This window comes from Microbacterium cremeum (assembly GCF_015277855.1).
In the GTDB taxonomy this organism is placed as follows: Bacteria; Actinomycetota; Actinomycetes; order Actinomycetales; family Microbacteriaceae; genus Microbacterium; species Microbacterium cremeum.
Genome location: NZ_CP063812.1, coordinates 2,661,933 through 2,686,855, shown reverse-complemented (window position 1 = coordinate 2,686,855; position 24,923 = coordinate 2,661,933). Strand labels below are relative to the sequence as shown.

Below are 24,923 nucleotides of genomic sequence, written 5' to 3'. Positions count from 1 at the left end.
CTTTCGCGATATATCGCGAGCGAGACTCTAGCACGGGCGTCCGACACGCGCAGCGCGCCGCGGGCTCAGCCGCCGTACTCGGCCAGCAGCGCCCTCGCACCGTCGGCGAGGGCGGCGATGCGCCTCGTGGCGTCGTCGCGCGACTCGCCGCGCACGTCGAGGTAGAGCTTCAGCTTGGGCTCGGTGCCGCTCGGACGCACGATCACCCGCGATCCGTCGGCGAGCCACAACCGCAGCACGTCGCCGGGAGGGAGGTCGTCCACGCCGTCGAGCAGGTCGTCGATGCGGTCGACGGCGACATCGCCGACGGATTCCGGATGCCGCGCCCGCAGCGCCGCCATGACCTGCGCGATCTGCGAGACGTCGTCGACCCGCACCGACACCTGGTCGCTCGCGAACGCGCCGAAGGTGTCGTCGAACTCGCGGAGCAGATCGGCCAGACCCGCGCCGCGACCGCGTGCCTCGGTCACCAGGCCGAGCATCGCGACGGCCGCCGAGATGCCGTCCTTGTCGCGCACGGTCTCGGGGTTCACGAGGTACCCGAGCGCCTCTTCGAAGCCGTACACGATGCCGGGAGCGCGCGAGATCCACTTGAAGCCGGTGAGCGTCGCGTGGAAGTCCAGCCCGAAGTGCTCGGCGACGGCCTGCAGACCGGGCGACGACACCAGAGAGCATGCGAGCGAGGCGCCGGCGGGCGCACCCTCGGCGGTCGCGCGCTGTGCGGCGCGCCAGCCGAGCAGCAGCCCGATCTCGTTCCCCGTGAGCCGGCGCCACCCGCCTTCGGCGCCGGCATCGGGCAGAGCGACGGCGAGCCGGTCGGCGTCGGGGTCGTTCGCGATGACGAGCTCGGCGTCGGCCTCGCGCGCCGCCGCGAACGCGAGGTCCATCGCGCCCGGCTCCTCGGGGTTCGGGAACGCGACCGTCGGGAAGGTGCCGTCGGGGTCGAGCTGGTCCCGCACCGGCACCGGGGTGGGGTAGCCCGCCTGCTCGACGATGCGCGCGAGCGTCTCCCACCCCACGCCGTGCATGGCGGTGTAGACCCAGCGCAGGCCGGCTGCGGCGGGCGGTGCGGGCGCGACGCCGGCTGTCGCGGCGACGTAGGCGTCGACGACCTCCTCGGTCGCGAGCTCGAAGGCGAGCGAGCGGGGCAGGGTGCTGATGTCGGCGGCATCCGCGACCTGCTGGATGTGCGCGGCGATCTCGGCGTCGGCGGGCGAGACGATCTGCGAGCCCTCGTCGTCGCCGCCGAGGTACACCTTGTAGCCGTTGTCGTTCGGCGGGTTGTGGCTCGCGGTGACCATGACGCCCGCGGCGGCCCCGAGGTGGCGCACGGCGAACGCGAGCACCGGGGTGGGCAGCAGGCGCGGCAGGAGGATCGCCCGCAGGCCCGCGCCCGCGAAGATCTCGGCCGAGTCGCGTGCGAACACGTCGGAGTTGCGGCGGCCGTCGTATCCGATGACGACGACGGGGGCGTCGTCGAGGATGCCGGGCGTCTCGGGTCCCTCGGCCTCCAGGGCCTCCGCGGACGGCGGTTCGGTCAGCTCCTCGGCCGCGGTGCCGGCAGGCGCCGGCGCAGGCTCGGCCGCGAGCGGAGGCATCCCCGCCCGCTCGCGCACGTAGGCGGCGAGGCCGGCCGCCGCCTGCGCGACGAGGACGCGGTTCATGCGGTTGCTGCCGGCGCCGAGCTCACCGCGCAGGCCCGCCGTGCCGAACGCGAGCCGCGTCGCGAAGCGGTCGGCGAGATCGGCCGCCGCCGCTTCGTCGCCGTTCTCGGTGTCGGCGATCAGCTCGCGCAGCTCGGCGCGGGTCTCGCCGTCCGGATCCTGCGCGAGCCATGCCCGCGCGGCGGCGAGCACAGCCTCGGCGTTCACAGCGCCCCGATCACGCGGGCCAGCAGCGATGAGATGACCGGCTCGGCCTCGCGGCCCGCCTCGATCACCTCCTGATGACTGAGGGGAGTGGTCTGGATGCCGGCCGCCATGTTCGTGATGAGCGAGAAGCCCAGCACCTCCATGCCCGCCTGCCGTGCGGCGATGGCCTCGAGGGCGGTCGACATGCCCACGATGTGGCCGCCGATCGTCTTGGCCATGTGCACCTCGGCGGGAGTCTCGTACTGGGGCCCGCGGAACTGGCAGTACACGCCTTCGTCGAGGGACGGATCGATGGTGCGCGCCAGATCGCGCAGCCGCATCGAGTACAGGTCGGTCAGGTCGATGAACGTCGCGCCTTCGAGCGGCGAGGCTCCGGTGAGGTTGATGTGGTCGCTGATGAGCACCGGCTGCCCGGGCCGCCAGGTGTGCTTGATGCCGCCCGCGCCGTTGGTGAGCACCATCGTGCGTGCACCGGCCGCCGCGGCCGTGCGCACGCTGTGGACCACGCGCCGCACGCCGTGGCCCTCGTAGAAGTGGGTGCGGGCCCCGATCACGAGCACGCGCCGGCCCTTGGGCGTCACGACGCTGCGCAGGGTGCCGACGTGGCCGGCCAGCGCGGGCGCGCTGAACCCCGTGACCTCGGTGGCGGGGAACGACGCCGTGGTCTCGCCCACGATCTCGGCGGCCTTGCCCCAGCCGCTGCCGAGGGTGAGCGCGATGTCGTGGCGGTCGACGCCGGTGATGCGTGCGATGTCCTCGGCGGCTGCGGCGGCGACCTCGAACGGGTCGGCTGCGGGGTCGTCGAGCGGGTTGCCGGTGGTGTCTGACATGCCGATCACTCTAGGAGCGCGGGGGCGCGAGAGCCAGAGCGCGCGTCCGCCCGGGGGTGTCGCGCACGCCTCCGGCCTCGGCCGGAGGGGACCCCGAGCCGCGCGGGTGTCGTGGCCGAGGCATCCGGCAGGGGAGAATGGAGCCCATGTCGATCAGCTTCGAGCGCACGCAGAGCGTCGCCATCATCGGAGGCGGACCCGGAGGCTACGAGGCGGCACTGGCCGGCGCGCAGCTGGGAGCAGAGGTCACCGTCGTGGAACGCGCGGGGATCGGCGGCGCGGCGGTGATCACCGACGTGGTGCCCTCGAAGTCGCTCATCGCCACCGCCGACGCGGCGGTCGCGATCGCCGGCGCCGGAGACCTCGGCGTGCAGCTGTTCGCGAAAGGCAAGGACGGCAAGCCGCTCAAGCCCGAGATCGCGATCAACCTCACGGCCGTGAACAAGCGCCTCCTCGCCCTCGCCCGGCAGCAGTCCGACGACATGCGAGCCTCGCTCGTCGAGGCCGGCGTCCGCATCATCTCGGGCCATGGTCGTCTCGAGGGCGATCACGCGGTCGTGGTGTCGACGGGCCCCGGCGGCACCGACTTCGACCGGATCGAGGCCGACACGCTCGTGGTGTCGACGGGATCGTCGCCGCGCGAGCTGCCCACCGCCAAGCCCGACGGCGAGCGCATCCTCACCTGGACCCAGCTGTACAACATGACGGCGCTGCCCGAGCACCTCATCGTGGTCGGGTCGGGCGTCACCGGCGCCGAGTTCGCCGGCGCGTACATGAACCTCGGTGCGAAGGTCACGCTCGTGTCGAGCCGCGATCAGGTGCTTCCCGGGGAGGACAAGGATGCCGCGGCCGTACTGGAGCGCGTCTTCAAGCGCGGCGGCATGACGCTGCTGTCGAAGTCGCGCGCCGACCGGGTCGAGAACACCGGCGACGGCGTCGTCGTGACGCTGTCGGACGGGCGCACCGTCGAGGGCAGCCACTGCCTCATGGCGGTCGGCTCCATCCCCAACACGTCGGGAATCGGGCTCGAGGAGGCCGGCGTGCAGATGACCGAGTCCGGCCACATCCAGGTCAACCGCGTCGCCCGCACCTCGGTGCCCAACATCTACGCCGCCGGCGACTGCACGACGTTCGTGCCGCTCGCCTCGGTCGCGTCGATGCAGGGGCGCACCGCGGTGTTCCACGCGCTCGGCGATGTCGTGATCCCGCTCGAGCGGCGCCGCATCACCTCGAACATCTTCACCGCGCCCGAGATCGCGACGATCGGCTGGCAGGAGAAGGACATCGAGGACGGCCTGATCAACGGCGTCGTGCACAAGCTGCCGCTCGCGGCGAACCCGCGCGCGAAGATGATGGGCGTCAAGGACGGCTTCGTCAAGATCATCGCCCGCGAGGGCAGCGGCACCGTCATCGGCGGCGTCATCGTCGCGCCGCGCGCGTCGGAGCTCGTGTACCCGATCGCGATCGCGGTCGAGCGCCGTCTGACGGTGGACCAGGTGTCGCGCGTGTTCGCGGTGTACCCGTCGCTGTCGGGCAGCATCACCGATGCCGCGCGCGCCATGCACGTTGTCGACCACAACGTCTACGGCGGCTGATCGCCCTCTCCGAGGCCGCGGTTGGCCGCCCACAGTCCGGCGGCGCGATCCGCCGCCGATTGGACGAGGGCACGAAGCTCGGGGCGGTCGGGCATCGCGAACGACACGTACGCGCCGCGCCCGCCCGCGACGGGTCGGCCGTAGGCCTTCACCGCGAGCGACCGGTCGGGCAGCAGCCTCACGGTGAGCGTCTGCAGCTCGAACTCCTCGCCCCGGCGCACGTCGGTCCAGCGCAGCTCGGGAGGGATCACGACGTTGATGGCGAGCGCCGACACCTCCGGTGCCGCCGGGTTCGAGGCATCCATCCCGCCATCCTGTCAGGAGGGCTCGCCGGCAGGGAGCGGAAACACCAGTCGGTGACGCCGACACGCCGACGATCCGTGCCGCAGCCCGGCGTGTCGATCGACGGACTGGTCTTTCCGCAGCGCGGCCGAGCCGCGGGCGTCAGGTGATGGTGAGCAGCTGGTGGCCGGCCGAGACCGTCGTGCCGGGGTCGGCGTTGATGCCGCCGATGACGCCGTCCTTGTGCGCCTGGATGGGCTGCTCCATCTTCATCGCCTCGAGCACGACCACCAGGTCGCCCTTGACGACGTGCTGGCCCTCCTCGACGGCGAACTTGACGACGGTGGCCTGCATCGGCGACTTGACCGCGTCGCCCGAAGCGCCCGACACGACCGACGGGGCGTGCGAGCGGCGCGACGGCGGAACCGCGGCCGGGCGCCCGACGGCTCGGGGCGCCGATACGACGCGATCCGGAAGGCTCACCTCGAGGCGCTTGCCGGCGACCTCGACGACGACGGTGTGGCGCGTCTCGGCGGGCTTCGGCGCGTCGAGCTCGCCGTCCCACGGCGCGATGTCGTTCACGAACTCGGTCTCGATCCAGCGCGTGTACACGCCGAACTCGCCGTTCTCGGCGGCGAAGGCGGGGTCGCGCACCACCTTGCGGTGGAAGGGCAGCACGGTCGGAAGGCCCGCCACCTCGAACTCGTCGAGGGCGCGGCGCGCGCGCTCGAGGGCCTCGGCGCGGTCGCGGCCGGTGACGATGATCTTCGCGAGCAGCGAGTCGAACGCGCCCGAGACGGTGTCGCCCGCGGTGACTCCCGAGTCGAGACGGATGCCGGGGCCGCCGAACGTCTTGAACACGTGGATCGGGCCGGGCTGTGGCAGGAAGCCGCGACCGGGGTCTTCGCCGTTGATGCGGAACTCGATCGAGTGGCCGTCGGCGACCGGGTCGTCGTAGCCGAGCTCCTCGCCCTCGGCGAGGCGGAACTGCTCGCGCACCAGATCGATCCCGGTGATCTCCTCCGACACCGGGTGCTCGACCTGCAGGCGCGTGTTGACCTCGAGGAACGAGATCGTGCCGTCGGCGCCGATGAGGAACTCGCACGTGCCGGCGCCGACGTAGCCGACCTCGCGCAGGATCGCCTTCGACGACTCGTACAGCACGCGGTTCTGCTCCTCGGTGAGGAACGGCGCCGGTGCCTCCTCGACGAGCTTCTGGTGGCGGCGCTGCAGCGAGCAGTCGCGCGTCGAGACGACGACGACGTTGCCCGCGGCATCCGCGAGGCACTGCGTCTCGACGTGACGCGGCTTGTCGAGGTACTTCTCGACGAAGCACTCGCCGCGGCCGAACGCCGTGATCGCCTCGCGCGTGGCGGAATCGAAGAGCTCGGGCACCTCATCCATCGTGCGCGCGACCTTGAGGCCGCGTCCGCCGCCGCCGTACGCCGCCTTGATCGCGATGGGCAGGCCCACCTGCTCGGCGAACGCGACGACCTCGTCGGCGCCTGCGACGGGTCCGGGCGTGCCGGGAGCCAGCGGCGCACCGACCTTCTCGGCGACCGCGCGGGCGGTCACCTTGTCGCCGAGCGCCTCGATCGCCTCCGGACCGGGGCCGATCCACACCAGGCCCGCCCCGATCACGGCGCGCGCGAAGTCGGCGTTCTCGGCGAGGAATCCGTAGCCGGGGTGCACGGCGTCTGCACCCGAGCGGCGCGCCACCGACAGGATCTTCTCGATCGAGAGGTAGGTGTCGGCGCTGGTCGCGCCGTCGAGCGCGTAGGCCTCGTCGGCGAGCCGGGCGTGCAGGGCGTCGCGGTCCTGCTCGGCGTAGACGGCGACCGACGCCTTGCCGGCGTCGCGGGCGGCGCGGATGACGCGGACGGCGATCTCGCCGCGGTTGGCAACGAGAACCTTGGCGATCTGAGGCATGGATGCCAGCCTACCGACGGCGTTGGTCGGGCTTTTGACCGGTTCGTACAAGAACCGACGAGAAACGTGGGACTCCTACGACAACGTCGGAGTATCGCCGAGCGACGGGTCTGTGGTGTTCCACAGCGCCGTCCAGTCCACGCCGACATCGCGCACCAGCCGTCGCAGCGTCGACACCGACATCCCGACCACGGTCGAGGGGTCACCCTCGACCCGTTCGATGAACGCGCCGCCGAGGCTGTCGACGGTGAACGCGCCGGCGACGTGCAGGGGTTCGCCGGTCGCCACGTACGCCTCGATCTCGGCATCCGTCACATCGTCGACGAACGAGACGGATGCCGCAGCCGTCGCGTGCACCTCGCGCGCGGGTGCGCCGGGCTCGAGCCGGACCACGGCGTGACCCGAATGCAGCACGCCGGTGCGGCCGCGCATCGCCCGCCACCGCGCCACGGCGTTCTCGGTCGTGTAGGGCTTGCCGAGCACCTCGCCGCCGATCTCGAACATCGAGTCGCCGCCGATGACGATGCCGTCGAAGTCGGGGATGTCGTCGGCCAGTCGCGCCGCGACGGCGGCCGCCTTGCGGCGCGCCAGCAGCAGGACGTGCTCGTCGGGCGGGAGCCGGCGGCCCTCGGCCTCCTCGACCGCCGAGACGACGCCCTCTTCGTCGACGTCGGGCGCGACGGTGAGGGGACGGATGCCGAACTGCTGCAGCAGCATGAGCCGGGCGGGCGAGGTCGAGGCGAGGCACACGCGCATGCCGACAGAGTACGCGGCGGCATCGTGTGCCCAACTCCTGAGAAACCGTCGCACGCGGGCCGCGGGCCCCCGAAACGCCGCGAGGGGGTGGTTATCCCCATCGGGAAGCTCAGGAGTTCGGCCCGCGATGCTGTCGCGACGGCGCGGCGCGTAGGCTCGTCGGATGGTGAACTCCGGCGACGTCATCGACCTCCAGATCACAGGCGTCGCCCACGGCGGCGTGTTCGTGGGCCGGCATGAGGGCCGCGTCGTGTTCGTGCCCGACGCGATCCCCGGCGAGCGCGTCCGGGTGCGCCTGACCGATACCGCGAAGAAGTCGTTCTGGCGCGGTGAGGTGCTCGAGGCGCTCGACGCCTCGGAGCACCGGCAGCCGCATGTCTGGCGGCAGGCGGATGTCGACGTCGCGCCCGAGGACCGCCCCGGCGGCGCCGACTTCGGCCACATCGCGCTCGCGCACCAGCGGGAGCTGAAGCTGCGCGTCCTGCTCGAGGCGCTGGAGCGTTTCGGTGGCGTCACCGACGTCGCGGTCGGCATGACGGGCGCAGGTGCCGTGCTCGGGTCGGCCGACGACGCGTTGGCGCGCGTCCTCGACGAAGAGACGCCCGACGGCACGGGATGGCGAACGCGCGTGAGTCTGCACGTGGACGCCGACGGGCGCATCGGGCCGTATGCCGCCCGGAGCCACCGCGTCGTCGAGGTCGACGATCTGCCGCTGGCGACGGAGCAGGTCGAGCGCGCTGCCCTCGACCTGCGCGGCTTCCCGCCCGGACGGGTCGACCTCGTCCAGCCGGCCGACGGCCGGGTACGGGTCGTGCCCAGGCCCGAGCGAGCGCCACGACCTGCCGGTGCGCGCGGGAAGCGGCATCCGTCGCCACGCGCGACAGCGGACAAGAAGAACCCGGCGAGAGAGGTCGTGGTCGAGAAGGTCGGACGTCGCGAGTTCCGCGTCGACGCCGGCGGATTCTGGCAGGTGCACCGGCTCGCGGCCCACTCGCTCTCCGATGTGGTGAAGAACGCGCTCCGCGGACTCCGCGCCGACGGACCGATCCGTCGTGAGGGCGGCCTGTGGATCGACCCGGACGCGTGGCACCTCGACCTGTACGGCGGCGTCGGCCTGTTCGCGGCGACGCTCGGCGACCTCGGCGGGCCGTCCACGCGCGTCACGAGCGTCGAGTCCGACGCGCGCGCGACGGAGCACGCCGGCGAGAACCTCGCCGAGTGGATCGGCGCCCGCGCCGAGACCGGGCGCGTCGACAGGTGGCTCGCGCGGCTCGCGTCCGAGGCATCCGCCACCGAACGGGAGCGGCTGTCGAGGGGCGTCGTCCTGCTCGACCCGCCCCGCTCGGGCGCCGGACGCGAAGTGGTCGAGCACATCGCGCAGCTCGCGCCCGCGACCGTGGTCTACGTCGCCTGCGACCCCGTGGCGCTCGCGCGCGACATCGGGACCTTCCGCGCGTCGGGCTACGAGCCGTCACGCATCGACGCCGTCGACCTGTTTCCGAACTCGCACCATGTCGAAGCCGTGGCCACCCTCACTCGAGCCGCCCCGCGTGGGTAGGCTGGCCGCATGACGCGCGTGGCTCTCATCGACGATCACGAGTCGGTGCGGCTCGGGCTCGAGGCCGCCTGCGCGCGCGCCCGCACGAAAGAGGTCGTGTTCTCGGGGAACACCGTCACCGAATACGTGAAGTGGCGCGCCTCGGCGGGTGCCGCTCCGGCCGACGTGGTCGTGCTCGACCTCACGCTCGGCGACGGCACCACCGTCACCGAGAACGTGCGGCGCCTCGTGCTCGACGGCTCGAGCGTCATCATCCACAGCGTCGCCGACCGGCCGGCCGCCGTCCGCGAGGCGCTTGCGGCGGGGGCGGCGGGCGTCGTCAGCAAGTCCTCGCCGATCGACGACGTCATCGCCGCAGTGCGCACCGTCGCCAACGGCGAGCCGCTCAACAACGTGGAGTGGGCGAGCGCCGTCGAGGGCGACCGTGAGTTCGCCGATGCCCAGCTCTCGGCGCGCGAGCGCGAGGTGCTGCGGCTCTACGCCGCCGGGCTGCCGCTCAAGGTCGTCGCCGAACGGCTCGGGGTCGCGTACTCGACGGCGAAAGAGAACATCACGCGCGTGCGGGTCAAGTACGTCGAGGTGGGGCGCCCGGCGCCCACGAAGGTCGACCTGCTCAGGCGGGCCATGGAGGACGGACTGCTCGCCGGGTCGGCGGCGGACGCGGGGGACATCGCGCGTGGCGGGTGACGGCCAGACGGTGCTCGACACCGCGTGGGCGCAGATTCCGCGCTCGCGGGAGGCGACCGCCGGGATCGGGTCCTTCACCCGCTCGCGCGTCGAGCGGATCATCTCGATCGCCGCCGCCTCAGGGTCGGTCATCATCGGCACGCAGGCGTTCATCGCGGCGCTGGGGTCGACGCAGGAGCGCCCCGAATGGCGCATCCCGCTCATGGTCGCCGTCTTCGGGACTCTCGCGTTCATGCTGCTGGCCTGCGCGATCGGCCGCGCCGTGCGCGTCGCCTCCGGGGTGTTCGCGCTCGTCTACGTGCTGGCGCTCGCGTCGTGGCCGATCGCGACAGCAGGCGTCGTCCCCGACACGCTCGACGAGCCGTGGATCTGGTACCTGGTGAACCTGGCGACGCTGGCGGCGGTGCTCGCGTTCCCGCTCCCGCTCCAGATCGCGTGGATGATCCTCGCGCCGCTGCTGTTCTACTTCGTGCGGCTCGTCCAGGGCGGCTTCGCGACGGACTTCTGGATCGCCGTCGGCCTGGACGTGTCGTTCGCGCTGATCCTCGGTGGGGTGCTGCTGACACTGGGCTGGATGCTGCGGTCGGTCGCCGCGAACGTCGACGAGACGCGTGCACGAGCCGTCTCGTCGTACGCGCAGGCCGCCGCGGCCGACGCCGCGGAGCAGGAGCGCGTCGCCGTGGCTGCGCTCATGCACGACAGCGTGCTCGCCGCGCTCATCGCCGCGGAGCGCGCGACGACCCCGCGTGAGCGCACGCTCGCCGCCGCGATGGCGCGCGAAGCCCTCACGCGACTCGCCAACACCGAGCAGGACTCCCACGAGGGAACCGACGACCCCCGCGACGGCCTGGAACTCGCCGACGACATCGAGGCGGCGGCCGGCGAGCTCGGCGCCGATGTCGACGTGCACCGCGAGATCGCGCCCGACATCGCGCCGATCCCGGGCCGGGTCGCGCGCGCCCTCACGCTCGCGGCCACCCAGGCGGTGGCCAACGCGCTGCAGCACGCGGGCGGTGCGGGGCTGGGCGTGGCGGTGATCGCGCGCGACGGCCGCGTCCGCGTCGAGGTGCACGACGCGGGGGAGGGCTTCGACCTCGACGACATCCCCGATGACCGGCTCGGCATCCGCGCGTCGATCATCGCGCGCGTCGCGGCCGTCGGAGGCACCGCCGACCTCGAGACCGGCAGTCACGGCACGACCGTGCGCCTGACGTGGCGGGAGGCGGCCGCGTGATCAGCGTGCAGCGGGTCCTCACCGTCCTCGCGGTCGCCTTCACCGCGTACCTCGCAGCGCGGGGACTCTGGTGGACGGAACACGTCGACTATCCGCTCGTCATCGTCGCGGCGCTCGCGCTCTATCTCGTGGTCACGTGGCTGTGCATCTTCTGGCAGCCGGTGCGCGAGGCACGCCCGGCCGACGCGGACGAGGACCGGGCGCGGCATTCCGAGCGGCTTCCCGTGCTCGCGCAGGTTCTCGCGCTGGCGTGCGCGGTGATCGTCCCCACCGCCATCTCGTGGGCGGTCGGGCCGGGGGCGCGCGTCGATTCGTTCGGCACGTGGTACATCGGCGGCATCGGCGCCCTGATGGTCATCGTCATGGTCCGCGGCCGGCCGTGGACGGCCTGGGCCGGGCTCGCCCTGCTCGCGGTCGCGTCGATGGCGTGGATGGGGCCGGTCCCGGCGCTCCAGCTGGGCCTCGTCGGCTCCGTGGTCTGGCTCGTGGTCGCGCAGCTGGTCGTGAAGCTCGTCGAACGGGCCGCGCGCGACACCTCGCGGCTTGCACGGCTGCAGCGCGCGGCATCCGCGTGGCAGACCTCGCAGGTGGTTCGTCAGCGCGAGCGGCGCGTGCAGGTGCAGAAGGCGCTCGCCGTCGCCGGCCCCGTGCTCACGCGCACCGTGGCGCACGCGGGCGAGCTCACCGACGACGACCGTGTGGAGGCGCGACTGGCCGAAGGCAAGCTCCGCGACGAGATGCGCGGACCGCGCCTGCTCGACGACGACGTGCGCGCCGAGCTCGAGCGCGCGCGGCGCCGCGGCGCCAACGTCACCGTGCTCGACGAGGGCGGCCTCGACGACGTCGATGAGGCGATGCTCACCGTCATCCGCGCGCAGCTGGCCGAGACGCTGCGTTCGGCGAGCTCGGACCGCCTGTACATCCGCACGTCGCCCGACGCGCGGGTCGCGGTGACAGTCGTCGGCCGCTCGCCGTCGGTGGGCGCGCCCAGCGACGAGGACGCGGTCGATCTCTGGCGCGAGATCCCGCACCCCGGCCGCGCCTGACGGCCGCGCCTCAGCGCTGCGCCCGAGCGGGGCCTCAGCGCTGCCCCCGGACGGCGAGTCTGACGGCCACGCCGACCCGGCGGACGAAGAAGTTTCGCTCCCCGTTCAGCAGGGGGAGGGAAGCTGAACGGGGAGCGGAGTAGGAGAAGGCGAGGGGCGGCGAAGCCGCCCGCCCCTCGCCTGGCGGACGGTTACCCGAAAACCGTCCGCAAGGCCGAATCCGTGACATCCGCAGTGAGGAGGCCGGATCGGCCGAACGCAGAAGCGTTCCAGCTGTTCCAGTATGCGGGGGGTGCAAGAACCTCGTCTGTAGGTATTTCGGGGGACAAACGGATGCCGCAGCCGCCGCGCCCGCGCTTCAGCCGTGTCGCGACACGCCCGCGGGCCCGCTACCCGACGACCGCGCGCCAGCCGAGGTCGCGGCGCAGCGGCTGACGAATGGCGCGCTGCGACAGCTCCCACCCGCTGCGCCGCGCTGCGTCGTCCGCCACGGCCTCGGCCGCCTCGGTCGCGTACGCCTCGCTGACGACCGCGATGAGGGCGGCCAGCTCCTCCTCGGTCGGCGCTCCGCGCAGCACATCGATCGTGACGGCCTCGCGTGCGGTGTCGTCGGCGGTGCTCACAGCGGGATGTTCCCGTGCTTCTTGGGCGGCAGCGTCGCGCGCTTGCCGCGCAGCGCCCGCAGCGCCTTCGCGATGGAGACGCGGGTCTGCGCCGGCTCGATGATGCCGTCCAACTCGCCGCGCTCGGCGGCGAGGAATGGGGATGCCACGTTGTAGGTGTACTCGTTGGCCAGGCGCGTGCGCACGGCGGCGACATCCTCGCCGGCCTCTTCGGCACGCTTGATCTCGCCGCGGTAGAGGATGTTGACCGCGCCCTGACCGCCCATGACGGCGATCTCGGCGGTGGGCCACGCGAGGTTGATGTCGGCGCCCAGCTGCTTGGAGCCCATCACGATGTACGCGCCGCCGTAGGCCTTGCGCAGGATCACCGTGACCAGGGGCACGGTCGCCTCGGCGTAGGCGTAGAGGAGCTTGGCCCCGCGGCGGATGACGCCGGTCCACTCCTGGTCGGTGCCGGGCAGGTAGCCGGGCACGTCGACGAGCGTCACGATCGGGATCGAGAAGGCGTCGCAGAACCGCACGAAGCGGCTCGCCTTCTCGCCGGCCTCGATGTTCAGCGTGCCGGCCATCTGCGACGGCTGGTTCGCGATGATGCCGACCGAGCGCCCTTCGACGCGGCCGAAGCCGATCACGATGTTGGGGGCGAACAGCGGCTGCACCTCGAGGAAGTCCTCGGCGTCGACGATGCCGCGGATCACCTGGTGGATGTCGTAGGGCTGGTTGGGCGAGTCGGGGATGATCGTGTTCAGCGCGCGATCGGCATCCGTCGTCTCGAATTCGAACCCGGTCTCGTACACCGGCAGCTCGGCCATGTTGTTGTCGGGGAGGAAGCCGAGCATGGTGCGCACGTAGTCGATCGCGTCGTCCTCGTCTTCGGCGAGGTAGTGCGCGACGCCGGAGCGCGAGTTGTGCGTGTGCGCGCCGCCGAGCTCCTCCATGCCGACGTCCTCGCCGGTGACCGTCTTGATGACGTCGGGTCCGGTGACGAACATCTGGCTCGTCTTGTCGACCATCACGACGAAGTCCGTGAGCGCGGGGGAGTACACCGCGCCTCCGGCGGCGGGGCCCATGATGATCGAGATCTGCGGGATGACTCCGGATGCCGCGGTGTTGAGCCGGAAGATCTCGCCGTACTTGCCGAGCGCGACCACGCCCTCCTGGATGCGGGCGCCGCCGGAGTCGAGCATTCCCACGATGGGGATGCCGCTGCGCAGGGCGAACTCCATGACCTTGATGATCTTCTCGCCGGCGACCTCGCCCAGCGACCCCCCGAACGTCGAGAAGTCCTGGGCGTACACGGCCACCGTGCGGCCGTGGATCGTGCCCACGCCCGTCACGACCGAGTCGCCGTAGGGGCGGGAGCGGTCCATGCCGAACGCCGTGGTGCGGTGGCGCACGTACTCGTCGAGCTCGACGAAGCTGCCCGGGTCGACCAGGAGCTCGATGCGCTCGCGCGCGGTGCCCTTGCCCTTCGCGTGCTGCTTCTCCTGGGCGACGGCCTCGGCGTCGAGGACGGCCTCCTGATAGCGGGCGCGGAGATCGGCGATCTTGCCGGCGGTCGTCGACAGGTCGGGGAGGTCTGACGGCTGAGTCACGGATTCCACCCTATCGGCGGGGTCGCGGCATCCGTTGGAGGGTTCGCACAAGGGGTCCCGGCATCCGCTGTGCACGTCCGTCGCGGACGTCTCCCTCGTTCCGCCCGGGAGAGGGGCGTAGCGTGAGGTCCATGACGATCGCGCCCGAGGGGTACCCGCTGACCGCTGCCGTGAGCCCGCGCGTGCAGGTCGTGCCGACGACGGACTCGACCAACGCCGACGTCGTCCATCACGTGGTGGAGGCTCCCGGCGATTGGCCGCACCTCTCGGTGCTGCTGACGACCGACCAGCGGGCAGGGCGAGGACGCCTCGACCGGTCGTGGGTCACGCCGCCAGGCACCGCGCTCGCGGCGTCGGTGGTGGTGCGCGTGCCCGGTCTTCCGGTGGCGTCTCGCGGCTGGATCCCGCTCCTGGCCGGAGCCGCCATGACCCGTGCCGTCCGGGCGCAGCTCGCGGGCACTGCGCACTTCGCGTCGCTCAAATGGCCGAACGACGTCCTCCTCGACGCCGGCAAGGTGTGCGGGATCCTCGCGGAGGTCGTGCCGGGGCATCCGGATACCGTCGTCGTCGGCTCGGGGGTCAACACGCGCATGTCGCGTACCGATCTTCCGGTCGAGACGGCGACGTCGTTCGAGGCGGTCGGGCGGGTGTGCGACGAGGACCGGCTCCTCGCCGACTACCTCACGGCGCTCGACGAGCAGCTTTCGGCGCTCACGGTCGCCGGCGGCGACGCCGAGGCCTCGGGCGTGCGGACCGCGGTCGAGAGCCTGTGCAGCACCATCGGCAGCGACGTGGCGGTCTCGCTGCCCGACGGCGAGACGCTGCGCGGCCGGGCGCGGCGGATCGACGCCGACGGCCGGCTCGTCGTCGAGCAGGACTCCGAGTTCGAGAGCATCGTGTCGGCCGGAGACGTCGTCCACGTCCGCTGACCTCCGGTCACCGGTCGTTGAGCGAGCGCCGGCGAGCGAGACGAAACGCTTTCGACCGACGAGCAGTCTCGGTCGTGCGACGATTCGTGACGTCTCGTCTCGCGGAGACCCGCACTGAGCGAGCGAAGCGAGTCGAAGTGTCGCTCGACGACCGTCGCCCGACATGACGCAAAGCGGCGGGTGGCCGCCGCAGTGTCGGCGACGCACCCCACAATGGAGGCATGACGCAGCCGACGAGCTATGGCGGCAGACCGCTGACGCCCGCTCCCGGCGCGCCGACGCCCGAGCTGCTCGTCGCGCGGTTCCGCGGACACGCGCGCCGGCTGACGTGGTCGGCGATCGTGATGGTCGCCGTCGCCGGCGCGTGCGGCTACTTCTACGGCAACCTTCCGGCGCCGTTCGAGGACTGGATGCTGCTGGCCGCCGCCGGCGGCGTCGTGCTGGTGCTCGTGCTGCTGCCGTTCCTCGCGTGGTGGGCGCACGTCTACACGATCACGACGCGCCGCGTGCTGGAACGCCGCGGGATCCTCGCGGCCCGGCGCCGTGAGCTGATGCATGTGCGCGGCTACCGGCTGCAGGTGCGTCGCGGCATCCTGCAGCGCCTGTGGGGTGCGGGCACGATCACGCTGTCGAACGGTGTCGATGAACCGCTCCGCCTCGCGAACATCCCGAGCGTCGAGCTGGTGCACGAGGCGCTCGTCGACCAGGTCGAGGTGAACCAGATCCTCGCGCATCGCGACGCCCAGCCGCTGCCGCCCGGCCCGCCGCCGCCGGTTCCGCCCGCCCGGTGACGAGTCGACCCCGTGCCCGCGCGTGCGGGATGATGGGACGACAGTCCTGAAGGGAGCGGCATGGCGCTGCGAGTCGGAGTCGTCGGTGGCGGGCAGCTGGCCCGGATGATGATCGCGCCGGCGGTCGAGCTCGGGGTCGAGCTGCGGGTGCTCGCCGAGGAAGCGGGGATGTCGGCATCCCTCGCCGCCACCGCGGTGGGCGACTACCGCGACGCCGACACCGTCCTCGCCTTCGCGCGCGACGTCGACGTGGTCACGTTCGACCACGAGCACGTGCCGCAGGACGTGCTCGCCGCGCTCGTCGACGCCGGGGTCGCGGTGCACCCGGGACCCGCCGCGCTGAGGTTCGCGCAGGACAAGCTGCTCATGCGCGCCCGCCTGCAGGAGCTGGGGATGCCGCAGCCCGACTGGGCGGCCGTGTCGAACACCGACGAGCTGCAGGCCTTCATCGACGACCACGGCGGCCGCGCCGTCGTGAAGACCCCGCGCGGCGGCTACGACGGCAAGGGCGTGCGCGTCGTCTCGGCGGCCACCGAGGCCGACGACTGGTTCGCCGCGCTCGCCGAGGACGCCCGTGGCGGTGCGCTGCTCGCCGAAGAGCTCGTCGACTTCTCTCGCGAGCTCGCTCAGCAGGTCGCCCGCCGCCCGTCCGGTGCGGTGCGCGCCTACCCCGTCGTCGAGACCGTGCAGCGCGACGGCGTGTGCGCCGAGGTGATCGCCCCGGCGCCGCACGCCGCCGAGCGACTGCAGCGCGTGGCCTCGACGATCGGTGTCGGCATCGCCGACGGCCTCGGCGTCACCGGCATGCTCGCCGTCGAGCTGTTCGAGACCACCGACGAGCGGCTCCTGGTCAACGAGCTCGCGATGCGCCCGCACAACAGCGGGCACTGGAGCCAGGACGGTGCGATCACCAGCCAGTTCGAGCAGCACCTCCGCGCCGTGCTCGATCTGCCGCTCGGCGACGCCGATCCGGTGGCGGAGTGGTCGGTGATGGTCAACATCCTCGGCGGGCCCGCGGCGGATTCGCTCGATGCGCGGTTCGCCGCCGCCATGACCGAGCATCCGGCGGCGAAGGTGCACACCTACGGCAAGGCGCCGCGACCGGGTCGCAAGGTCGGGCACGTGAACGTGGCCGGGAGCGATCTCGATGAGGTGGCGTACCAGGCGCGGGCCGCGGCATCCTTCTTCGTCGACTGACGCGTTTCATCTCCCTCGTTCCTCGCTCGCTCAACGGCCGCAGCCCGCGGTCGTTGAGCGAAGGACGCTCCGGCGCCCGAAGACGAAACGCGTTCAACGGCCGGAAGGCCGCGCCGTTGCGGGGTTCTTCCAGCCTCGACCCCTAGCCTTGACGGGTGACTGTGTCCACTGCGAGCTCTGGGCCGCTGCACTCCTCCGACACGCCGCTGGTCGGCGTGGTCATGGGTTCCGACTCGGACTGGCGGGTCATGAGCGACGCCTCCCAGGCACTCACCGACTTCGGCATCCCCCACGAGGTCGAGGTGGTGTCGGCGCATCGCACCCCTGACAAGCTCATGCGGTACGGCCGGGAGGCCCGCTCGCGCGGACTGCGGGCGATCATCGCGGGCGCCGGCGGCGCGGCGCACCTGCCGGGCATGCTGGCCTCGGTCACAGCGCTTCCGGTGATCGGCGTGCCCGTCCAGCTCGCCACGCTCGACGGCATGGACTCGCTCCTGAGCATCGTGCAGATGCCCGCCGGCATCCCCGTCGCCACCGTCTCGATCAACGGCGCCAAGAACGCCGGCCTCCTCGCCGCACGGATCCTCGGCGCCGCCGATCCGGCCATCGCCGAGCGGGTCGAGGCGTACGCGCGCGATCTCGAGCACCAGGTGGAGGAGAAGAACCGGCGGCTCAAGGAGTCGCTGTGAGCGTCATGAGCCCGTCGCGAACGGCCGGCCCGTCCGCGCGGTCGCGGGTGGTCGAGGAACGGCCGATGCGCAATCCGGATGCCTCGTCGCGCCCCATCATGACCAAGCGCGGGTGGTGGCTGGTCGCCCTGAACTTCCTCATGCCCGGGTCCGCCCAGGTGCTGGCGGGCAACCGGCGGCTCGGCCGCTTCGGGATCGCCACGACGCTGCTGCTGTGGGTGCTCCTCATCGTGGCGCTGCTGTTCGCGCTGCTCGCGCCCACGGCGGGGCTCAGCATCGTCACGGGCGCGTGGCTGCCCGACTGGCTCGCGCTGCTGCGGCCTCTCCCGCTGCTGATCGCACAGGGGCTCTTCCTCGCGTACGGCGTGCTGTGGGTGGTGCTCACCGTCGACACCCTCCGTCTCGTGCGGCTCGTGAAGACCGGCACGTGGTCGCGGTTCGGCATCGCGTTGCTCGCCGTCCTGCTCACGGTCGTCTCGACCGGGAGCGCCGTGTACGCCTCGAACGTCGCGGGGTCGGTCCGCAACACGCTCGGCGCGATCTTCCAGGCGACGGGGCCGGTGGTCCCGCCCTCCGACGGCTACTACAACATCCTCCTGCTCGGTGCCGACAGCGGCGAGGGCCGCGATTCGATGCGGTTCGACAGCATCTCGGTGGTCTCGGTCAACGCCGAGACCGGTGCGACCACGATCACCGGCATCCCTCGCGACATGCCGAACTTCCCGTTCGCGGAAGGCCCGATGCAGGATCGGTACCCGAACGGGCACGAGAGCCACGGCGATCCCACGTGCGGATGGGGGAGCGGCATCAACCAGCTGCGCACCGAGGTCGAGGTGTGCCAGGACGGGAACGCGCTGTACCCGGATGCCGTCTCGAGGGGCTCCGAACCTGCGATCGAAGCCACGAAGGACGCCGCGGAGGGGATCCTCGGAATCGAGATCCCGTACTACGTGTTCATCGACATGCACGGCTTCGCGTCCCTCGTCGACGCGCTCGGCGGCGTCGAGATCACCGTCGAGCAGCGTCTGCCGAAGGGAGGTCCGCCGGAGGGCGTCGACCCGTACAACGTCGACGCGTGGGCGATCGGCTGGATCGAGCCCGGCACGCAGCGGATGGACGGCGACACGGCGCAGTGGTACGCACGGTCGCGCTACACCACGAACGACTTCGACCGCATGAAGCGTCAACGACAGCTGCAGGAGGCGATCCTGGCCCAGTTCACGCCGCAGGTCGTTCTGACCCGGTTCCAGGAGATCGCGACTGCGGGCACCGCCCTCGTCAAGACCGACCTGCCGCAGTCGCTCATCCCCGCGCTCGCCGACCTCGCGGTGAAGGCCAAGGAGGAGCCGGTCAGCACGATCGAGCTCACGCCCGAGGGCGGCATCGACGAGTACCACCCCGACTACGCCTACATCCAGGAGCTCATCCAGACCACGCTCCACCCGCCGACGCCGACCGGCACTCCGGAGGGCTGACGCGTGGTCGCCACGTTGCGCGTGATGCTCGACCAGGTCGTCGCTCCGGTCGAGCCGGAGATCGCGGAGGCTTCGCGGGAACTCGCACGAGCTCTCGTGCTCGGCGCTCCGAGCGGGTGCGAGGTCGAGGCGATCGCGCCCGCCGGAGGCGACGACGCCCTGCTCGCGTCGGTCGGAGGGCTCGCCGGGGTACGGCGCACGGCGCTGCAGCGGCGCGAGCTCGCGGCCGCGCTGCAGCTGGGGGTGGGCACCGGGATCGGCGGCGGCATGATCCACTCGCCGACGCTGTTCGCACCGCTCGTACGGCACGACCGCGTGCACGACCACGATCAGACGGTCGTGACGGTGTGGGATCTGCGGCCCTGGGAGTCGCCGGCGGAGCTGCCGCGCTCGGTCGTCGGGTGGCACAAGGCCATGCTGAAGCGTGCGGGGAAGCACGCCGACGCGGTGGTCGTGCCGACGCACTCGCTCGCCGTGCGGGTGGCCGAGATCGCGCCCTCGCTCGCCGATCGGGTGAGGGTGATCGCCGGAGCGTCGCCCCTCGGATTCTCGGTGCCGTCGGACGAGGTGGGGCGGCGGCGTTCGCTCGACCTTCCCGAGGGCTTCGTGCTGCTGGGTGGCGGACCGCTGGCCTCGGAGGGCCTGGATGCCGGACTCGCGGCGGTCGCGGCATCCGGTGTGGACCTTCCCATCGTGGTGATCGAGGTGGAAGAGGGGCACGAGCCCGCCGTCGTCGAGCTCGCCTCGGCCGCAGGCGTGCCGGAGCGGCGGATGCACGTGCGTGGCGTGCTGGATGCGGCCGACCGCGCGGCGGTGTTCGGCGGCGCGGTGGCGTTCGTGGCGCCGTCGCGGCGGGCGGCGTTTCCGTGGCGCGTGGTGGATGCCTTGACCCTGGGCGTGCCCGTCGTAGCCTCGGCTTCCGCCGTGCACGAGGAGATCGTGCACGAGGGGGGAGTGCTCGTCCGGGCCGCCGATGCCGCGGAGCTCGTCTCGGGCATGGGCGAGGCGCTCGCGTCGGCCGTGTCTTCGACGGCGGCCGCCGAACGCCTGGCCGTGCTGGCGGGGGATCGAGGGCGTGCGTTCTCGTGGAGCGAGGCCGCCGACAAGGTCTGGATGCTCCACGCGGAGCTGTGAGGACGGGCGGCTGAGAGATCGGTGCGCGTCGCGTGTCGTTCGAACGGATGCGACGTTGATGTTGTACTCAGCAGTCACATCCGCCACACTGGTCCCATGGCGGGGGCTTGGAAGGCAGACGTGCGCGCACTCGCGCGGGGGGCGGTCGCAGCGATCGCGATGACAGGGCTGTTCGTCGGCGGCATGGCCGCAGGCGCGCAGCCGGCGGCCGCTTCGGCGGCATCCGCCGGAGCGTTGGCCACGAGCGCCGACGTGCCGGCGGCCGTGGGCGGCGTCGCGGACGCCGGTGTCGTGAAGGCCGCCGATCTCTCCAAGTTCCAGCCGGGCAACATCATCAGCGACGCCGTGTTCTTCAACAAGAGCACGATGACCGAGGCGCAGATCCAGAGCTTCCTGCAGAGCAAGGTCCCTTCGTGCAAGGCGGGCTACATCTGCCTCAAGGACTGGTACGACACCTCTCGCACCACGAACGCCGACGCGATGTGCGGTGCCTACTCGGGCGGCGTGCGCGAGCGCGCCTCGCGCATCATCTACAAGGTCGCGCAGGCCTGCGGGATCAACCCGCAGGTGATCCTGGCCACACTCCAGAAGGAGCAGGGCCTCGTCACGCATGTCTGGCCGTCCGATTGGCGCTACACCATCGCGATGGGGCAGGGGTGCCCCGACACCGCAGCCTGCGACACCCGCTACTACGGCTTCTTCAATCAGGTGTTCGGCGCCGCCTGGCAGCTGAAGCGCTACGCGAACCCTCCGGGGACGAGCCAGTACTTCACGTGGTTCGCGCCGGGCAAGACGTGGAACGTGCGCTGGCACCCGAACGCCGCGTGCGGATCGTCGCCCGTGTACATCCAGAACCAGGCGACCGCGAACCTGTACTACTACACGCCGTACCAGCCCAACGCGGCGGCGATCCGCGCCGGGTATGCGGCCTCGACTGACCCCTGCTCGAGCTACGGGAACAGGAACTTCTACAACTACTTCACGGACTGGTTCGGATCCACGCAGAACGGGCCGGATCCGTGCACCCAGCCGGCGACGGCCATGCCAGCGGTCAAGACGTACGTCGTGACAGCGACGGTGCTCAACGGCCGGCTCGCCCCTAGCGTCGCCTGCGAGAGGGGTGTCGTAGCACTCGAGCAAGGTACGGTTCTGCAGGCAGTTGCGGTCGACGATCGATGGCTGAAGGTGCACCATGAAGCGGGTGATCGCTGGGTGCATCGGGACTACTTGCGGTACGCGACTGCCCAAGAGAGCGCTTGTGCACTCCCGGGCGGGGTTGCCTCCGCAAAGTACGCGTACGTCGTCGACAGCGAGTCAACCCTTCTGCGAGCGGTTCCTGATAGTGACTGCGGAACCGGATCCGAGACCGCGGACGAGGGGACGATCCTTCAGGCGACCGCGGTGAGTAGCGACCGGCTCTGGGTGAAGGTGAACGCCGGTGCGATCGGCAGATGGGTCGTGCGAAGCGATCTGCGCAGGGCGACCGACGCTGAGTCCCCGTGCGCCCGGCCGGGCGGTGTCGCACCCGCCAAGCTGCACTACCTGATTCCCGCGTCGGGGGTGACGGGGCGTCTCGCTCCCAGTGCGGACTGCGGCTTCGGTGTGGTCACGCTATCGGGAGGAACCGCTGTGCAGGCGATTCAGACCAGTAGCGCACGCGATTGGCTGCTTGTCTCGACTGGTCGCGGTGAAGTGTGGATCGATCGACGCGGAGTGACTCAGCTGACCAGCACCGCGCCGTGTGATCTCGTGGTCCCAGAGCGCGCCGCCAAGCGGACGTACGTCATCGTCGAAGGCGGGGCCGTCGCGCGCACCGCGCCGCTGACAAGTTGCGGCGCTGGGTCGACGGCGCTCTCGGCGGGCACCGTGGTCTCTCCCACAGCGAGCACGTCGGCGGGCGACTGGCTGCGGGTGAGACTGCTCGGGGGAGACAGGTGGGTCGCACGGTCGACCGTGCGCGCTGCGACTCAAGAGGAGGCTTGCCAGCCTCCGGCAGAGACCAAGACCGCGCGGTATACGTATGTCCTCGAGGTGGCGAGCACAGGACGATCGGCGCCGCAGAGCGACTGCGCAATCTCATCCACGACGATCCCGGCTGGCACGATTGCCGACGCCACCGCTGTCACGATGGCCGGCGACTGGCTGCTGCTGCGTGTGTCTGGCGGCGATCGGTGGGTCCTCAGGGCTCACACCTCGCGATACACGGGCGGCTAAGCGAGCGGGTTCAAGCGATCTTATGCGTTAAGAACTCGCGGAGGCGCTGTTCGGCGATGGGAGGGGTGAAGCCGGACTCGACGATCCGTGAGAGATCGAGGAGGCTGTTCCGGGGGCGCGGTGCGACGGGGGTGGTGGCCGCGGCGAAGTAATCGTCTGTCGTGACGGGCCTCACCCGATTCGGATCGTGCCCCGTGATCTCGTAGACGAGTCGCGCAACGTCCGCCCACGACATGGGCGACCCGTCGCTGGTCAGGTTGTAGGTGCCGAACGGGGCGCCGGCCGTGATCAGGTGCCGGATGCCGCGAGCGATGTCAGAGGCGAAGGTCAAGCGTCCGATCTGATCGTCCACCACGGCCGGGTCGATTCCCTTTCTGGCGAGGGAGGCCATTGTCCGCACGAAGTTGTTGCCGTCACCGATGACCCACGAAGTGCGCACGATGTAGTGGCGAGGCACGGTTGCGACGACTGCGTCGCCCGCCGCCTTCGTCTGGCCATAGACACCCAGCGGTGACAGCGGATCGTCCTCGCGGTAAGGGCGATCGACTGTGCCATCGAACACGTAGTCGCTCGAGACATGCACCAGCACGATGCCGTTGCGTGTTGCGACTCCCGCCAAATTCGCCACCCCTTGGACGTTCGCGGCCCACGAGGCGACGCGACCGGTCGGCGTTTCGGCCGTGTCTACTGCCGTGTACGCCGCTGCATTGATGATCGTGCCGTAGTCGCGCCACCGTCGAGCCGTCGTCAGATGCGGGGACGCGAGATCGATACTGTCCCGGGTGGCGTACTCGATAGCGTCCGACTCTCCGAACTCGCTCCGCAAGGCGCGGCCGAGCTGGCCGTTCGCCCCAACGATGAGGGTCTTGAGGCCCGTCATCGGCGTCACCTCGGCGAGCCTGGGGTGCGCACGATCCTTGGGCGAGATCTCTACGTCGGCGAGCGGGATGGGCCACTCGATAGCGGCGGTTTCATCGGCGAGGTTGAGGAACGTGTACGAGGCGTCGGGTGACCAGTGATCATTGACCAGGTATACGTACGCTGTGTCGGGGGCGAGGGTCTGGTAGGCGTTGCCCACCCCGCGCGGAACGAAGATCGCGCGCGACGGATCGAGCTCGGTCGTGAACACGGCGCCGAACGTGGGTCCCTCGCGAAGGTCGACCCACGCCCCGAAGATGCGACCGGTCGCGACCGACACCCATTTGTCCCAGGGCTCCGCGTGAATGCCCCGAGTGGTACCGACAGCATCGTTGAACGAGATGTTGTTCTGGACCGGACCGAAGTCGGGCAGCCCCATCGAGGTCATCTTCTCGCGCTGCCAGTTCTCTTTGAACCAGCCGCGGCCGTCGCCGTGCACGGGCAGATCCCACACGACAAGTCCAGGGATGGGTGTCTCGCTCGCTGCGAGCGGCTTGCCGAATTCAGTCATGTGTCGTTCTCCGAAAGTGCGTTCGATGGCCGTGAGCGGTGCTACTGACCCTTGGATGCGTAGAACGCCTCCGTGGCGGACTTCGCGGGCGCCCACCAGGCCTCGTTCGCGCGATACCAGTCGATCGTCGCGGCGAGCCCTTGCTCGAAGTCCCCGTACCGCGGTGTCCAGCCGAGCTCTGTTCGCAGCTTCGTCGAATCGATTGCGTACCGCAGATCGTGGCCCGCGCGATCGGTGACGTGGTCGTAGGCGTCGCTCGGCTGTCCCATGAGCTCCAGGATCATCTCGACGACGTGCTTGTTGTTTTTCTCGCCGTCGGCACCGATCAGGTAGGTCTCGCCGATCTCGCCCTTGTCGAGGATTGTCAGGACAGCAGAGGAATGGTCGTCTGCGTGAATCCAGTCCCGCACGTTCTCCCCCTTCCCATACAGCTTGGGACGGATGCCGCGAAGTACGTTCGTGATCTGTCGCGGGATGAACTTCTCGACATGCTGGTAGGGCCCGTAGTTGTTCGAGCAGTTCGAGATCGTGGCCCGCACGCCGAAAGACCGCACCCACGCCCTCACGAGCAGGTCGCTGCCGGCCTTGGTCGAGGAGTAGGGGCTGGACGGGTTGTACGGAGTCTGCTCGGTGAAGCGCTCGGGGTCGTCGAGCTCGAGGTCGCCGTACACCTCGTCTGTGGAGATGTGGTGGAACCGGCGGTCGTGTCGGCGAGCCGCTTCGAGCAGCGTGTAGGTGCCGACGATGTTGGTGTCGAGAAACGGGCGCGGGTCGTGGAGCGAGTTGTCGTTGTGTGACTCCGCGGCGTAATGGATCACCGCGTCGGCGTCACGGAAGAGGTCATCGACGAGCCCGGCGTCGGTGATGTCACCCTTCACGAACGAGACGCGGTCTTCAGGAAGCTCAGCGAGCGACTCCCGATTGCCCGCGTACGTGAGCGCGTCGAGCACGGTGACATGGTCATCCGTGTGCGACACGACATGGTGGACGAAATTCGAGCCGATGAAGCCGGCGCCCCCGGTGACGAGAAGTCTGCGCATCCGTCAAGGGTACCGTTCG

Annotated in this window: 21 protein-coding genes; 12 read left to right on the top strand and 9 right to left on the bottom strand. The window is 71.0% G+C overall.

The window, feature by feature from the left end; genetic code table 11:
* Positions 1–65: 65 nt before the first annotated feature.
* Positions 66–1,871, bottom strand: a complete 1,806-nt coding sequence (locus IM778_RS12210; protein ID WP_228484527.1) for a phospho-sugar mutase — start codon at positions 1,869–1,871, stop codon at positions 66–68.
* A complete protein-coding gene (locus tag IM778_RS12205) occupies positions 1,868–2,701 on the bottom strand; it encodes a purine-nucleoside phosphorylase (RefSeq protein WP_194409145.1) in 834 nt (277 codons plus the stop codon). The genes IM778_RS12210 and IM778_RS12205 overlap by 4 nt, the downstream gene beginning before the upstream one ends.
* Positions 2,702–2,847: 146 nt before the next feature.
* Between IM778_RS12205 and IM778_RS12200 the strand changes: the two genes are divergently transcribed.
* A complete protein-coding gene (locus tag IM778_RS12200; protein ID WP_420488831.1) occupies positions 2,848–4,296 on the top strand; it encodes an NAD(P)H-quinone dehydrogenase in 1,449 nt (482 codons plus the stop codon).
* Here IM778_RS12200 and IM778_RS12195 read toward each other — a convergent pair.
* The 3 genes from IM778_RS12195 to IM778_RS12185 form a co-directional block, all read right to left on the bottom strand.
* Positions 4,284–4,601 (bottom strand): hypothetical protein, encoded by a 318-nt coding sequence (locus IM778_RS12195; RefSeq protein WP_194409143.1) that lies wholly within the window; start codon positions 4,599–4,601, stop codon positions 4,284–4,286. The two genes, IM778_RS12200 and IM778_RS12195, sit on opposite strands and share 13 nt — an antisense overlap.
* A 139-nt stretch (positions 4,602–4,740) precedes the next feature.
* Complete coding sequence (locus IM778_RS12190; protein WP_194409142.1) at positions 4,741–6,507, bottom strand: acetyl/propionyl/methylcrotonyl-CoA carboxylase subunit alpha; 1,767 nt, start codon at positions 6,505–6,507, stop codon at positions 4,741–4,743.
* Between the two features lie 75 nt (positions 6,508–6,582).
* Entirely contained in the window at positions 6,583–7,263 is a 681-nt protein-coding gene (locus IM778_RS12185; RefSeq protein ID WP_194409141.1) for a Maf family protein, read from the bottom strand.
* 166 nt (positions 7,264–7,429) lie between these two features.
* Between IM778_RS12185 and IM778_RS12180 the strand changes: the two genes are divergently transcribed.
* Genes IM778_RS12180 through IM778_RS12165 form a run of 4 tightly spaced genes read left to right on the top strand, consistent with a single transcriptional unit; the run spans position 7,430 to position 11,788 of the window.
* On the top strand, positions 7,430–8,821 hold the full coding sequence (locus IM778_RS12180; RefSeq protein ID WP_194411860.1) for a class I SAM-dependent RNA methyltransferase: 1,392 nt from the start codon (positions 7,430–7,432) through the stop codon (positions 8,819–8,821).
* Positions 8,822–8,830: 9 nt separating this feature from the next.
* Complete coding sequence (locus tag IM778_RS12175) at positions 8,831–9,508, top strand: response regulator transcription factor (RefSeq protein WP_194409140.1); 678 nt, start codon at positions 8,831–8,833, stop codon at positions 9,506–9,508.
* Positions 9,498–10,742, top strand: a complete 1,245-nt coding sequence (locus IM778_RS12170; protein WP_194409139.1) for a sensor histidine kinase — start codon at positions 9,498–9,500, stop codon at positions 10,740–10,742. Before IM778_RS12175 ends, IM778_RS12170 begins: the two co-directional genes overlap by 11 nt.
* A complete protein-coding gene (locus IM778_RS12165) occupies positions 10,739–11,788 on the top strand; it encodes a hypothetical protein (protein WP_194409138.1) in 1,050 nt (349 codons plus the stop codon). The genes IM778_RS12170 and IM778_RS12165 overlap by 4 nt, the downstream gene beginning before the upstream one ends.
* Before the next feature lie 389 nt (positions 11,789–12,177).
* On the opposite strand, the gene IM778_RS12160 is transcribed toward IM778_RS12165, so the two are convergent.
* Complete coding sequence (locus tag IM778_RS12160) at positions 12,178–12,411, bottom strand: acyl-CoA carboxylase subunit epsilon (protein WP_194409137.1); 234 nt, start codon at positions 12,409–12,411, stop codon at positions 12,178–12,180.
* Complete coding sequence (locus IM778_RS12155; protein ID WP_194409136.1) at positions 12,408–14,015, bottom strand: acyl-CoA carboxylase subunit beta; 1,608 nt, start codon at positions 14,013–14,015, stop codon at positions 12,408–12,410. The genes IM778_RS12160 and IM778_RS12155 overlap by 4 nt, the downstream gene beginning before the upstream one ends.
* A gap of 122 nt (positions 14,016–14,137) precedes the next feature.
* On the opposite strand from IM778_RS12155, the gene IM778_RS12150 reads away from it, so the two are divergent.
* The 7 genes from IM778_RS12150 (at position 14,138) to IM778_RS12120 (ending at position 22,435) form a co-directional block, all read left to right on the top strand.
* Positions 14,138–14,935 carry a biotin--[acetyl-CoA-carboxylase] ligase gene (locus IM778_RS12150; RefSeq protein WP_194409135.1) on the top strand — a complete coding sequence of 266 codons (798 nt, stop codon included), beginning with the start codon at positions 14,138–14,140 and terminating at the stop codon, positions 14,933–14,935.
* A gap of 221 nt (positions 14,936–15,156) precedes the next feature.
* Positions 15,157–15,726 carry a PH domain-containing protein gene (locus tag IM778_RS12145; RefSeq protein WP_194409134.1) on the top strand — a complete coding sequence of 190 codons (570 nt, stop codon included), beginning with the start codon at positions 15,157–15,159 and terminating at the stop codon, positions 15,724–15,726.
* A 60-nt stretch (positions 15,727–15,786) separates the two neighbouring features.
* A complete protein-coding gene (locus IM778_RS12140; protein WP_194409133.1) occupies positions 15,787–16,923 on the top strand; it encodes a 5-(carboxyamino)imidazole ribonucleotide synthase in 1,137 nt (378 codons plus the stop codon).
* Between the two features lie 221 nt (positions 16,924–17,144).
* A complete protein-coding gene (gene purE, locus IM778_RS12135; protein ID WP_194411859.1) occupies positions 17,145–17,612 on the top strand; it encodes a 5-(carboxyamino)imidazole ribonucleotide mutase in 468 nt (155 codons plus the stop codon).
* The gene (locus tag IM778_RS12130) at positions 17,609–19,087 is read left to right on the top strand and encodes an LCP family protein (protein ID WP_228484526.1); all 1,479 of its coding nucleotides are present in this window, start codon (positions 17,609–17,611) and stop codon (positions 19,085–19,087) included. The genes purE and IM778_RS12130 overlap by 4 nt, the downstream gene beginning before the upstream one ends.
* 3 nt (positions 19,088–19,090) lie before the next feature.
* On the top strand, positions 19,091–20,221 hold the full coding sequence (locus IM778_RS12125) for a glycosyltransferase (protein WP_194409132.1): 1,131 nt from the start codon (positions 19,091–19,093) through the stop codon (positions 20,219–20,221).
* Between the two features lie 96 nt (positions 20,222–20,317).
* On the top strand, positions 20,318–22,435 hold the full coding sequence (locus tag IM778_RS12120; protein WP_194409131.1) for an SH3 domain-containing protein: 2,118 nt from the start codon (positions 20,318–20,320) through the stop codon (positions 22,433–22,435).
* A 10-nt stretch (positions 22,436–22,445) separates the two neighbouring features.
* Here the strand turns inward: IM778_RS12120 and IM778_RS12115 are convergent, their stop codons facing one another.
* Positions 22,446–23,864, bottom strand: coding sequence for a sugar nucleotide-binding protein (locus IM778_RS12115; protein WP_194411857.1), 1,419 nt, complete (start codon positions 23,862–23,864; stop codon positions 22,446–22,448).
* A gap of 41 nt (positions 23,865–23,905) precedes the next feature.
* A complete protein-coding gene (gene rfbB / locus IM778_RS12110; RefSeq protein ID WP_194409130.1) occupies positions 23,906–24,904 on the bottom strand; it encodes a dTDP-glucose 4,6-dehydratase in 999 nt (332 codons plus the stop codon).
* Positions 24,905–24,923 lie beyond the last annotated feature (19 nt).

Coding starts and splice junctions, on each gene's coding strand:
- IM778_RS12205 (WP_194409145.1), bottom strand. CDS start 2,701: ATGTCAGACACCACCGGCAACCCGCTCGACGACCCCGCAGCCGACCCG.
- IM778_RS12200 (WP_420488831.1), top strand. CDS start 2,848: ATGTCGATCAGCTTCGAGCGCACGCAGAGCGTCGCCATCATCGGAGGC.
- IM778_RS12195 (WP_194409143.1), bottom strand. CDS start 4,601: ATGGATGCCTCGAACCCGGCGGCACCGGAGGTGTCGGCGCTCGCCATC.
- IM778_RS12190 (WP_194409142.1), bottom strand. CDS start 6,507: ATGCCTCAGATCGCCAAGGTTCTCGTTGCCAACCGCGGCGAGATCGCC.
- IM778_RS12185 (WP_194409141.1), bottom strand. CDS start 7,263: ATGCGCGTGTGCCTCGCCTCGACCTCGCCCGCCCGGCTCATGCTGCTG.
- IM778_RS12175 (WP_194409140.1), top strand. CDS start 8,831: ATGACGCGCGTGGCTCTCATCGACGATCACGAGTCGGTGCGGCTCGGG.
- IM778_RS12150 (WP_194409135.1), top strand. CDS start 14,138: ATGACGATCGCGCCCGAGGGGTACCCGCTGACCGCTGCCGTGAGCCCG.
- IM778_RS12145 (WP_194409134.1), top strand. CDS start 15,157: ATGACGCAGCCGACGAGCTATGGCGGCAGACCGCTGACGCCCGCTCCC.
- IM778_RS12140 (WP_194409133.1), top strand. CDS start 15,787: ATGGCGCTGCGAGTCGGAGTCGTCGGTGGCGGGCAGCTGGCCCGGATG.
- purE (WP_194411859.1), top strand. CDS start 17,145: ATGGGTTCCGACTCGGACTGGCGGGTCATGAGCGACGCCTCCCAGGCA.
- IM778_RS12120 (WP_194409131.1), top strand. CDS start 20,318: ATGGCGGGGGCTTGGAAGGCAGACGTGCGCGCACTCGCGCGGGGGGCG.
- IM778_RS12115 (WP_194411857.1), bottom strand. CDS start 23,864: ATGACTGAATTCGGCAAGCCGCTCGCAGCGAGCGAGACACCCATCCCT.
- rfbB (WP_194409130.1), bottom strand. CDS start 24,904: ATGCGCAGACTTCTCGTCACCGGGGGCGCCGGCTTCATCGGCTCGAAT.